An 11,975-nucleotide genomic window follows, 5' to 3' on the forward strand; every position below is an offset into this window, starting at 1 on the left:
AAATGACAGCAATAAGTTGGATATTAATTATCTTAATGTTTGTAATTGCATTTATAGGATTAGTGAAACCTATAATTCCATCCGTATTATTTATATGGGTAGGGTATTTCATTTATCACTTTGCAATTGATTCAAGCAAATTGTCTTGGGTATTTTGGGTAGTAATGATTGTATTTACAATATTTATGATCTTGTCAGATATCATTATGAATAGTTATTTCGTTAAGAAATTTGGAGGTTCTAAATTAGGAGAGACAATGGCAGCAGTCGGTGTCATCATCGGTTGTTTCGTATTTCCTCCATTTGGAATTATAATCGTTCCATTTGTATTAGTATTTGTAACAGAAATCATTCAAAAAGGTGATATCGCAGCTTCAACAAATGCAAGCGTAGGATCATTACTTGGTTTCTTAACAAGCTCAATAGCAAAAGCATTGATTATGGTAGTCATGATTATCTGGTTCTTTATTGATATTATAATTTAATATAGTAGGGAAGGCCTGGTACAGAATATAAGCTGTACTAGGCTTTTTTATTTGGAATGAGGAATATGGGGGAGTGGTGGTTTATTTTAGGTGTGGAGGTTTGTTGGGTATGGGGGGAGAAGGTGTGTTGGATATGGATGCAGAAAGATGTGAGTTAATGGTGGAATAAACTCACGACTTTAATGATGTACAGAATGTAAATTGTAATTATTTTCCTCAAATGATAATATAAGTTAAAAATAGCTAAATAGATAAAATAAATTATTTTTGAATCTGTTGAGGTGGAATATATGAAAGGCTTATTGATAATAGATGTACATAAAAAGTTTTTAAAAGGTGAGAATGGATGTGATACTAAAAATAAAATATTAGCTATAGGTGAACTATTTAAAAATGAAAATTTACCTATTTTCATAATAAAACATGATGATTGTGGAGAATTAGATAATGATATAAATAATTTAAGTGATATTCTTATTAAAAAAGATACACCTAGTGCATTTTTTAATACTCCTTTAAAAATCTTATTAGATGAATATAAAGTAACTGAATTAGTTATAGTCGGATTTAACATTGAATATTGTGTCCTTTTTACAGCAATTTCAGCTTTTGAATTAGGGCTTAAAGTTCATGTAGTTGAAGATGCATGCGGAACAGTAAATGATGAAAATACATATGATATGCCTGGATTAGACATTAATGATTTTATTGGGTCCATATTAAATTGGTCGAAAGTTATTGAAGTGCCTTATCTTGATGAATATTTGATTTATCATAAAAATTCTTAAACTAGTATAATACATAACATTGTATTGAATGAATATTAGGAATGCTAACAGAGATGTCCCAAGTCATGGCTTAACGTCTAACTTAAGCCAAGAGATAGCCTAAGTCATGGCTTAACGTCTAACTTAAGCCAAGAGATAGCCTAAGTCATGGCTTAACGTCTAACTTAAGCCAAGAGATCATCCAAGTCTTAGCTTAACTACTGAATAAAGCCAAGAGATGTCCCAAGTCTTAGCTTAACTACTAACTTAAGCCAAGAGATCGTCCAAGTCATAGCTTAACTACTAACTTAAGCCAAGAGATAGCCTAAGTCATAGCTTAACTACTGAATAAAGCCAAGAGATCGTCCAAGTCTTAGCTTAACTCCCGAATAAAGCCAAGAGATGCCGCAAGTCATGGCTTAATGTCTAAATTAAGCCAAGAGATAGCCCAAGTCATAGCTTAACTACTAACTTAAGCCAAGAGATCGTCCAAGTCATAGCTTAACTACTGAATAAAGCCAAGAGATGTCCCAAGTCATAGCTTAACTACTGAATAAAGCCAAGAGATCGTCCAAGTCATGGCTTAATGTATAACTTAAGCCAAGAGATCGTCCAAGTCATGGCTTAACGCCTAACTTAAGCCAAGAAATCCCCCAAGTCTTAGCTTAACTACTGAATAAAGCCAAGAGATCACCCAAGTCATGGCTTAATGCCTAAATTAAGCCAAGACATTCCCTACATATCACAATAAAACCCTCAGGGACAAATGAAACTGCGTCCCTGAGGGTTCCTCTTTTCTTACTATTTGCCTTCTTTCATATCTTGTTCGATTTGTTCTTTTGATTCGCCGCTTTCTTCTAAGACCATTTTACGGTCGTACATTTTGAAGAATGGGAAATATATTATGACTGATACGGCGATATTAAATAGTACAAGAACTATTGCTCGCCAATCGCCACCTGTTGCTAAATATGCACCGATTGGAGCTGGTAATGTCCATGGTGCCATTACGCTTGTGGCATTTACGAGTCCAAATAATGTTGCTAAGTAGGTTATGACGGTTAATACTAATGGAATGATAATAAATGGTATAACCATGATTGGATTTAATACAATTGGTAATCCAAATATTACTGGTTCATTAATATTAAATAATGATGGTATTGATACAGCTTTACCGAATTTCTTTAAGAACTGAGATTTTGCAAATAATAATATACAAATGACAAGTCCTAATGTAGCACCTGCGCCACCTATCCAAACAAACCATTGGAAAAATGTTTCTGGTGCTATATGCGGTAATGGTTCACCGGCAGCATGTGCTTCTGCATTTTTAGCTAAATAAACTTCCCATAGTGGACGCTCGATTGTCCCGACAATTGACATACCATGAATACCAAATGCCCAGAAGAAAGTTGTTAAGAATACAGGTACTAGTACACCAGGCAATGTATCACCTGCAAAGACGAGTGGACCTACGATTTTATCAACGAGTGTATGTAAATCAAGTTGGAATACTACTGTAATGATACTCATTGCACCGAGTACAAATACTACTGGGATTAAAGATTCAAATGAGCGACTTACTGATGGCGGTACTTGAGGTGGCATCTTGATCGTAATATTTTTATTTTTACATAATCGATATATTTCTACTGAGAATATCGCAACAAACATTGCAACAAATAGTCCGTGACCCCCTAAATTGGTCATTGGTAATACGAAACCTAATTTTTTATCCATAGTTGGTGCGATTGTTAATAAGAATGCAGCAGTGGACAGTTGTGCTGCTGACAATGGATCTAAGTCATAGGATTTGGCGAGATTGTAACCTATACCAAACACAATATACAAACTCATGATAAACATCGTCATTCTATATGGAATTAAAATTTGCTCAGCATGTTCTGTTGCCCACTGAGTAATTGCCCACGACTCTGGTAACGGTGGTGTCGCAAATATTAGGAAGAATGAGCCGAATATAATAAATGGAAGTGCTGAAATAACCCCGTCACGAATGGCGAGTAAATGACGCTGGTTAGAAAGCTTGGTCATTGGACCTGAAAGTTTGCCTTCTATCCATGTCGCAAAGTTATTCATAAAAAAATCCCCCTTCGTTTGTAAGCGCTTCAATTTTGTTATAGTATAAACTAAATAGATAAAATATTCAAAATTATAAAAAAAGAAATATATTGTGAATGGAAGTGAAGTTTGATGAAACGGTTAGGAATTTCTTTATATCCAGGAAAATCAAATGAAAATGAAGATATTCAATATATCGAAAAAGCCCATCAATACGGTTTTACGAGAATATTTACAAATTTATTGCAACTTACCGATGAAAATAAAGCGACATTGTTACCAGTCATTGAAAAAACAATTCGTTATGCTAAAAATTTAAACTTTGAAATTTTTATAGATGTGGCACCTCGCACATTCAAAGTACTCGGCATCGAACCAAATGATTTATCTTTTTTCAATGATCTAGGTGTAGACGGTATAAGACTTGATGAAGGGGTAGGTGCGAAAGAAACAAGTGATATGACTTATAATCCTTATGGCATAAAGATTGAACTGAATATGAGTGTGATGAATCATTATATTGATAATGTGATGGATTTTGAGCCGAATCGCGCTTGTTTAGTAGGATGTCATAATTTTTATCCGCATCGATATGCAGGGATATCCGAAGCATTCTTTTTAGAAGGTAGTAAAAAATTTAAAAAATATGGTTTAAGAACTGCAGCATTTGTTTCAAGTAAAGTAGCTGACTTTGGTCCGTGGCCTGTTACAGAAGGTTTGCCAACTTTAGAAGATCATAGAGGTTTACCAGTAACGACCCAAGCACAGCATTTATGGGCAACTGGATTGATAGATGATGTCATTATTAGCAATTGTTACCCTTCGGAAGCGGAATTAGAGATTTTGAGTCATTTGATAAATGAACCTATTACATTTGATGCAAAATTATTTGATGAAATATCTGACTTAGAGAAGAAAATTGCAATCGAAGAGCCTCATTTTTATAGAGGTGATGTGAGTGAGTACATGATTCGTTCAACACAAAGTCGTGTGAAGTATAAAAATGAATCATTTCCAGCACATCATACAGTTGCCATTAAACGTGGTGACATATTAATAGACAATGAAGAATATGGTCAATATAAAGGTGAATTACAAATTGCATTAAAGCCGATGCTCAATACTGGGAAAGTCAATGTTATTGGCAGAATTGAGCCACATGATTTACCACTGCTCAACTATTTAAAACCTTGGGCACATTTTAAATTTAATATAAAGGAGAAAGATTAACATGAAAAAAATATTATTAGTTTGCTCAGCGGGTATGTCTACAAGTATGTTAGTTAAAAAAATGCAAGATACTGCAAATAAAGAAGGTAAAGAATACGAAGTAGAGGCATTAGCCTTATCAGAAGCAGAAACAAAAGTTGATGAAGTAGATGTTATTCTACTAGGACCACAAGTAAGATTTCAAAAAGCACAAGTAGAAAAAGTAGCGAATGGTAAAGTACCAGTAGACGTTATTGATATGCAACAATATGGCATGATGGATGGAGAAGGTGTATTGAAACATGCCGAAAGCTTAATGGAATAAGGTGAGAATATGGAAAAATATGAACAAATTGCTTTTCAAATTATTACAAATGTAGGAATGGCAAAAAGTAATTATATGCAAGCAATTCAAGAAGCAAAAGAAGGCAATTTTGAAACAGCTGAGAACTTAGTTTCTGAAGGCAATCAATTTTTAGTTGAAGGACATAAAGTGCATAAGGATCTGATCCAAGCAGAAGCTTCAGGTGAGCCGGTTCCTTTAAATTTGTTATTGTCTCATGCTGAAGATCAACTTATTTCTACTGAAGTCATTAAAGAAATGGCTAAAGAACTGATTTATGTACATCAAAATTATGTGAAAAAGCAATAAAAATAAGGAGATAAACAATGTCGAATAGAATTCTAGCAATTACTGGACCAACTTCAGGAATAGGAAAATCAACCGTTATTGAATTAGCACACGATTATGACATTATTATTTTGTTATGTAGAAATGTTGAAAAAGGTAATGACTTAAAAAAGCTTTTAGAAGCGGAACATCAACATATTACAGTAGATGTTATTAAGTGTAATTTATCAGATTTAGCAAATGTTATGAAAGCTGCGACACTTGTTTTAGAACGATATCCTTATGTCGACTGTCTCATCAATAATGCAGGCGTCATGTCATTAACAAGACAAAAAACTGTAGATGGTTACGAATTAATGTTTGGTACGAACTATTTAGGACACTTTATGTTAACGCATATTTTATTTGGTTCAATTATGAATAGCCATGACAAACAAATTATTATCGTATCATCTGGCGCATATTTATTTGCACATCTTGGAAGACGAAACTTTAAGTATCCATTAAGGTTTAATCCGATTAAGTCTTATGGAAGATCTAAACTTGCGACTTTATATTTTATGCAAGAATTACATGAGAAATTTTCAAAAGATGGCTTACATGTTACGGCAGTACATCCAGGTGCGGTTTCAACTAATTTAGGAAAAACAAAATATAATCAAACATTTGGGAACTTAGTTTATAAAATATTTGATCCATTATTTATTTCTCCTAAAGAAGGTGCTAAGTCGACCATTAAAGTATCAAAAGATAAAAATTTGTATAAAGGTGAATATGTTCAAGAAGGAAAGATTACAAAACTTAAATCACATGGCCTTAATTACTATGATCGCAAAAGATTAATTCGTGAGACGTTAGCATCATTACAACTAGACCAATTCATGTATTGGGAAAAATAATAAATGAATACGTTTACATCTAAATGTAATGATGTAATTTATTGTTTTCTTTTAAATTAAATTTTATAATAGTTGATATTGTAAGAATATTTCCAAAATTAATCAAAGGATGAGGCACATGAGTAAGCATTATATTTTATTGGCTGATTGTAAAGATGAAATTGGCATTACATCATTAATATCCACTATTATAAAAGATACAAATTCAAATATATTTCATTTAGATCACTATACAGACATACAAGAAGAAGAAAATCATTTATATTTACGTATAGAATTTGATAAAAACGATGAAGTTAAATCACTTTTAGAGAATGAACTGACAAATAGAAAGATTAATTTTCAAATCTTTGATGCTGAAGAAAAAGTGAAAACAGCGTTACTTGTGTCTAAAGAAGACCATGCGTTAAGTGAAATTATGTTACGAGCGAATCGACAAGAATTTCCAATCGAAATCAGTTGTGTCATCAGCAATCACGAGAATAATCGCAAATTTGTGGAGGATATGGGCATTCCTTTTCATCATGTTAGCGTAACAAAAGAAACAAAGCGTGAAAGTGAAGATGAAATTACAAGCATTTGTGAAAGCTACAATGTTGATTTACTTGTACTTGCGAAATACATGCAAATATTATCACCAGTATTTGTTGAAAGACATCACTTGAAAATTATTAACATTCACCATTCATTCTTACCGTCATTTATTGGTGCGAACCCTTATAAACAAGCCTATACAAGAGGTGTTAAATTAATTGGGGCGACGAGTCATTATGTGACTGAAGATTTAGATGCAGGACCAATTATTGAGCAGGATGTTGTAAGAGTTAATCATAGATATACTGCACAAGATATGAAACATACAGGTAGGCATGTTGAATCTCAAGTATTAGCGAGAGCGGTGCAATGGCATTGTGAACATAAAGTTATCGTAAATGGTAATAAGACAGTAGTATTTTCATAATTTATTTTTAGTAGTGAGTATATTTGCTCACTGCTTTTTTAGTTGTATAATATGAAATAAAGTAAAGCGAAAAATGGTGTGAAAAAGATGATTAAAACTTATTATGTCAATTTAAAAGATGAAATAAAAGAAACTAATTCACCTAAAGATATTTCAGAAGAGAAAAAATGGATATGGGTGGATTTAAATGAACCAACTAAAGAAGAATCCGAAATATTAGTTGATTATTTTAATTTTCATCCTTTGTCAGTAGAAGACGCAACGCAAGTTCAACAAAGACCGAAGTTTAAACAATATGATGATTATCAATTTATTGTATTCCATGCATTGGATTTAAAGACTTTAGAATCTGAAGAAGTGGATATCTTTATTGGTGATGATTTTATCGTGACATTCCATAGAGAACGTTATGAAGAAATCGATACAATCAAAAGAAAGTTATTTAATGAAACGATCGAAATAAATGAACCTAAAGATATACTATTACATATTCTAGATGATATAGTAGATAACTATTTTCCGTTTATTTATGATATTGAAGACAAAGTATTTAATTTCGAAGATCGTCATAATTTAGATATTACAACAAAGACGTTAATCGATGATACATTTGATTTAAGAGAAGAATTATTGATTATTAAAAGAACTGTTCAACCAATGAAGGATTTAGTATATAGAATGCGTGAGGGTAAAGTGTTGCATCTTAATGAACAACAATTTCTATATATTACGCATATTAATGACCACCTTATGAAACAAATGGAAATGGTAGATTCGTCACGAGAAATGACGAGTGATATACGAGATAATTATATTTCTTTGAACTCATTCAAGATGAACAATATAATGAAAATATTAACCATTTATTCTGTTGTGTTTATGCCTTTAACTTTAATTGCAGGTATTTACGGGATGAACTTTACGAATATGCCAGAACTCGAATGGCATGATGGGTATTATATTGTTCTCGTTATTATGGCCGTTATAGCAATTATTATGTTAATCGTCTTCAAGAAGAAGAGATGGTTCTAATGAACGTATGCGTTATGATTTAGAGTATGATTTGTGAAAATAAATAAAATGGGAAAGAGTGTGATATAAGTGAAACTTCTAGGTGCGATTGAAGCGGGTGGAACGAAATTTGTATGTGCAGTTGGTGATGAAGATTTAAATGTAATTGAACGCATCTCTATACCAACAACTGAGCCGTCAGAAACATTACCTAAAGTTATAGAATTTTTTAAACAACATCAAATTAGTAGTATAGGTATAGGATCATTTGGACCGATAGATATCAATAAAGATTCTGATACATATGGATATATCACTTCGACACCAAAAATTGCGTGGCAAAATTTTGATTTTATAGGAGCAGTTCAAGAACATTTCGACGTACCTGTAGCATTTACAACAGATGTAAATGCCTCTTTATACGGTGAGTATAAAAAAGGAATCGCAAAAAATATTGACTCAGCGGTTTACTATACAGTAGGTACTGGTATCGGTGGCGGTGCGATCGTTAAAGGGAAAATTGTACAAGGGTTAAGTCATCCTGAAATGGGACATATGTCTATTAAAATTCATAAAGATGATCAAGACTTTGAAGGTAATTGTCCGTACCACGGTAATTGTTTAGAAGGTTTAGCTTCAGGTCCAGCAATCGAAAAAAGAGCAGGTATTTCTGCCAAAGAAATTCATGAAAATGATAAAGATTGGGACATCGTTGCTTATTATATTGCACAAGCAGCACTTAATACTGCACTTATGTTGTCTCCTGAAAAAATCATTTTTGGCGGTGGTGTGATGCATCAAACACATTTATTAAAAAAAGTGCATGAGCAATTTGAACGATTGAATAACAACTATATTGCAGTGCCACCAGTTGAAGAATATATTGTTACACCAAGTTTAAATGATGACCAAGGTATAATCGGTTGTCTAGCATTAGCGTTGAACGAATATCAATCATAAGTAGGTGTTAAGTATGGATGTATTAGTAGAATTAGCAGAAAATCAAATATTAGAAACAGAAAGACTTATATTAAGACCTATTAATTTAAATGATGTTGAATCATTATTCGAATATGCATCTGATGTTGAAAATACAACACATGTATTTCCAACACACTTATCTAAAGAAGAAACTAAAAGTGTAATTGCGGGTTATTATATGAGAGCGCCATTAGGAAAGTACGGTATCGAATTAAAATCCGAAGATAAATTAATAGGTACAATTGATTTAAGAGTTGAGCAAGAACATAAGCGAGGAGAACTCGGTTATGCCCTTAACTTAAAATATACAGGTAATGGCTATATGACAGAAGCGGGATTAGCATTGCTATCACTTTCATTTGAAACATTAGGACTTAATCAAGTAAAAGCAATGCACAGTACAATTAATCCGAAATCAGGCGAAGTGATGAAAAGACTTGGTATGAAGAAAATAGGTGTTATGCCTAAAAACAGAATTCATAAAGAAAAAGTAGTAGACGATGTCATTTATACCATAACGGATACAGAATATGCAGAAATGGTAAAAAGTGAGAAGTAGTAGTGTGTAATAGTGTGGGTGGTGTAGGTTAGAGTCTTGGGTCTTGGCTTAAGTACTGAATAAAGCCAAGAGATCGTCCAAGTCATGGCTTAAGTGTTGAATAAAGCCAAGAGATCGCCCAAGTCATGGCTTAAGTACCGAATAAAGCCAAGAGATCGTCCAAGTCATGGCTTAAGTGATGAATAAAGCCAAGAGATCGCCCAAGTCATGGCTTAAGTACCGAATAAAGCCAAGAGATCGAGTAAGTCTTGGCTTAAGTACCGAATAAAGCCAAGAAATCGTCCAAGTCATGGCTTAAGTCCCAAGTAAAGCCAAGAGATCGAGTAAGTCATGGCTTAAGTACCGAATAAAGCCAAGAGATCGTCCAAGTCATGGCTTAAGTGATGAGTAAAGCCAAGAGAATGCCCAAGTCTTGGCTTAAGTACCGAATAAAGCCAAGAGATCGAGTAAGTCTTGGCTTAAGTACAGAGTAAAGCCAAGAGATCGTCCAAGTCATGGCTTAAGTACCGAATAAAGCCAAGACTTTCCCACCATCCACCCCCCAAACAAAAAAACAAACTGAACTTACATAAGTTCAGTTTGCTCATATTGCTCCTAATCGGAAAGCAGCTTATGGTTAAGCTGCTTTTTTCATTTTTGTTAAAACTTTGAGTCCATATGCAAAGATACCGTATCCTACTAATGAACTTGGTAACCAAGTTTTAGTTAATGTGCTATCATTTTTTCTACTGAATAATGCATATGGCACGAACGTTGAAATTAAGTAAAGTACTAGAACCTTTTGATAACGTTTGTTCATCTTAAACACCTCACTTTGTTACTTTCATTATAATACTTTTTTATGCATGAATGAGGTGAGTTTTTTACAAATTTAGAACATTCTTTATTCGAATTTCGCAAATGCTGATGCTGGTATGCGTGAGGCTCTATCATTATTCATTTCACCTTTACCAATTGAGATAAGCATTGCTGGTACTAAGTTATCTTCAATATTAAATGCATCAATTACTGCTTGTTTGTCAAAGCCTATCATTGGGCAAGTTGCGAGTCCTGCGTCTTCACTGACTAACATTAAACTCATTGCAAATAATGAAGCGCCACGTATTGCTTCGTCTCTTCTGTTTGTATCACTTTCAAAGAATTGGTGGACACTTTGTATTAATCCTGATTTCTTATCAGCTGGTATATGTTTATGGTCTATCCAGTCATCTGCGATATCACCAATTGTTTCATGTGCATTTAAGTCACCTAAAATGATAAATGTCGCGCTAGATTCTTTTATTTTAATTTGTTTATTAGCTGCGTTATATAATTTTTCTTTTGCTTCGTCTGTATCAACAACGATTACTTTCCATTGTTGTAAGTTCCAAGCTGAAGGTGATAATGCAGCTTGATCTAATAAATTATAAATTGTTTCTCTATCTAAATCGTATGGCTCATAAGATTTAACAGAGCGTCTTTTTTCTAATGCTTTTGCTAATTCCATGTTTTTTCCACTCCTTATATGTCGATATTTTTATGTTCATATAAAATAGTTTTAAAAACAACTTTTCTGCTTATTTACAAAAATCAGTCATTTTAATACTGGTTACAAACAGTTATTTGTTACAATATAGGTAATAAGGGAATAAAGTTGTATGATTATAGTTGCGTAATAAAAGGAGAGGTGCACATGATAGATATTCATAATCATTTATTATATGGATTAGATGATGGTCCATTAGATGAGGAAAGTATGCTTGAACTTGCAAGAGAAGCTGAGAAAATTGGTATAACAGATATAGTTGCAACACCTCATTATATAAAACATCGGTTTAGAAATAATGCCGATATCGTTAAAAGTAGAACTGAAGAAGTACAATCTCTATTAAATGATCATCATATTGATATTAAAGTTTATCCTAGCCAAGAAATTCATATGTTTGGCGAAGAACTTGAAGGATTAGAATCCGGTGAATTGTTACCTATTACTGAAGGTTCAAGATATGTGTTAATTGAGTTTCCATTTTTCTCGATACCAGAATTTGCTGAACAAACATTTGAAAAGTTATTTAATGCCGGATACCGTCCAATATTAGCTCATCCAGAACGTATCATTCCTATTCAAGATGATCCACAAATTTTATTTGATTTAATTGATAGAGGCGCATTATGTCAAGTTACAGCAGGCTCTTTAGTGAATAAATATGGTGAAGATGCTAAAAGAGTAGCTGAATATTTATTAGAACAAGATGCGATTCATATTCTTGGAAGTGATGCCCATAATACATCCAATAGAAACTTTCATATTAAAGAAGCATATGAATTTTTAGAACGTACGAAAGGTATTGAAACTGTCACACGATTGAAAGAGAATGCACGAAAAATATTAAAAAATGAAGAAATATGAA

At 33.0% G+C, this 11,975-nt stretch carries 14 protein-coding genes; 11 read left to right on the top strand and 3 right to left on the bottom strand.

The features are described from left to right. The first annotated feature begins 2 nt into the window (after window positions 1–2). Together LQ617_RS11355 and LQ617_RS11360 are read left to right on the top strand one after the other, a co-directional pair. The gene (locus LQ617_RS11355) at window positions 3–485 is read left to right on the top strand and encodes a DUF456 domain-containing protein (RefSeq protein ID WP_239740439.1); all 483 of its coding nucleotides are present in this window, start codon (window positions 3–5) and stop codon (window positions 483–485) included. A 290-nt stretch (window positions 486–775) separates the two neighbouring features. After that, complete coding sequence (locus tag LQ617_RS11360) at window positions 776–1,273, top strand: cysteine hydrolase family protein (protein WP_204258904.1); 498 nt, start codon at window positions 776–778, stop codon at window positions 1,271–1,273. Between the two features lie 780 nt (window positions 1,274–2,053). Here the strand turns inward: LQ617_RS11360 and LQ617_RS11365 are convergent. Then, window positions 2,054–3,352 carry a PTS sugar transporter subunit IIC gene (locus LQ617_RS11365; protein ID WP_037589976.1) on the bottom strand — a complete coding sequence of 433 codons (1,299 nt, stop codon included), beginning with the start codon at window positions 3,350–3,352 and terminating at the stop codon, window positions 2,054–2,056. A gap of 114 nt (window positions 3,353–3,466) precedes the next feature. Between LQ617_RS11365 and LQ617_RS11370 the strand changes: the two genes are divergently transcribed. The 8 genes from LQ617_RS11370 (at window position 3,467) to LQ617_RS11405 (ending at window position 9,585) form a co-directional block, all read left to right on the top strand. Next, window positions 3,467–4,564, top strand: coding sequence for a DUF871 domain-containing protein (locus LQ617_RS11370; RefSeq protein WP_239740440.1), 1,098 nt, complete (start codon window positions 3,467–3,469; stop codon window positions 4,562–4,564). A 1-nt stretch (window position 4,565) separates the two neighbouring features. Then, complete coding sequence (locus LQ617_RS11375) at window positions 4,566–4,868, top strand: PTS sugar transporter subunit IIB (RefSeq protein ID WP_103361981.1); 303 nt, start codon at window positions 4,566–4,568, stop codon at window positions 4,866–4,868. Between the two features lie 9 nt (window positions 4,869–4,877). After that, on the top strand, window positions 4,878–5,195 hold the full coding sequence (locus LQ617_RS11380; RefSeq protein WP_025904329.1) for a PTS sugar transporter subunit IIA: 318 nt from the start codon (window positions 4,878–4,880) through the stop codon (window positions 5,193–5,195). A 17-nt stretch (window positions 5,196–5,212) separates the two neighbouring features. Beyond that, window positions 5,213–6,073, top strand: a complete 861-nt coding sequence (locus LQ617_RS11385; protein ID WP_159315484.1) for an SDR family NAD(P)-dependent oxidoreductase — start codon at window positions 5,213–5,215, stop codon at window positions 6,071–6,073. Window positions 6,074–6,191: 118 nt separating this feature from the next. After that, a complete protein-coding gene (purU, locus tag LQ617_RS11390; protein WP_037589969.1) occupies window positions 6,192–7,034 on the top strand; it encodes a formyltetrahydrofolate deformylase in 843 nt (280 codons plus the stop codon). A gap of 87 nt (window positions 7,035–7,121) precedes the next feature. Next, window positions 7,122–8,066 (top strand): magnesium/cobalt transporter CorA, encoded by a 945-nt coding sequence (corA, locus tag LQ617_RS11395; RefSeq protein ID WP_239740441.1) that lies wholly within the window; start codon window positions 7,122–7,124, stop codon window positions 8,064–8,066. Window positions 8,067–8,135: 69 nt separating this feature from the next. Beyond that, a complete protein-coding gene (locus tag LQ617_RS11400; RefSeq protein WP_239740442.1) occupies window positions 8,136–9,005 on the top strand; it encodes an ROK family protein in 870 nt (289 codons plus the stop codon). Window positions 9,006–9,018: 13 nt separating this feature from the next. After that, window positions 9,019–9,585, top strand: coding sequence for a GNAT family N-acetyltransferase (locus tag LQ617_RS11405; RefSeq protein WP_204168086.1), 567 nt, complete (start codon window positions 9,019–9,021; stop codon window positions 9,583–9,585). A gap of 616 nt (window positions 9,586–10,201) precedes the next feature. On the opposite strand, the gene LQ617_RS11410 is transcribed toward LQ617_RS11405, so the two are convergent. Both LQ617_RS11410 and LQ617_RS11415 read right to left on the bottom strand, forming a co-directional pair. Continuing rightward, on the bottom strand, window positions 10,202–10,384 hold the full coding sequence (locus LQ617_RS11410; RefSeq protein ID WP_025906889.1) for a hypothetical protein: 183 nt from the start codon (window positions 10,382–10,384) through the stop codon (window positions 10,202–10,204). 84 nt (window positions 10,385–10,468) lie between these two features. Next, complete coding sequence (locus LQ617_RS11415) at window positions 10,469–11,071, bottom strand: nitroreductase family protein (protein ID WP_037589109.1); 603 nt, start codon at window positions 11,069–11,071, stop codon at window positions 10,469–10,471. A 186-nt stretch (window positions 11,072–11,257) separates the two neighbouring features. On the opposite strand from LQ617_RS11415, the gene LQ617_RS11420 reads away from it, so the two are divergent. Continuing rightward, window positions 11,258–11,974: a tyrosine-protein phosphatase gene (locus LQ617_RS11420; RefSeq protein WP_239740443.1), complete on the top strand. Its 717-nt coding sequence runs from the start codon at window positions 11,258–11,260 to the stop codon at window positions 11,972–11,974. Window position 11,975: the final 1 nt, after the last annotated feature.

Source organism: Mammaliicoccus sp. P-M59 (assembly GCF_022386135.1).
Classification (GTDB): Bacteria; Bacillota; Bacilli; order Staphylococcales; family Staphylococcaceae; genus Mammaliicoccus; species Mammaliicoccus sciuri_A.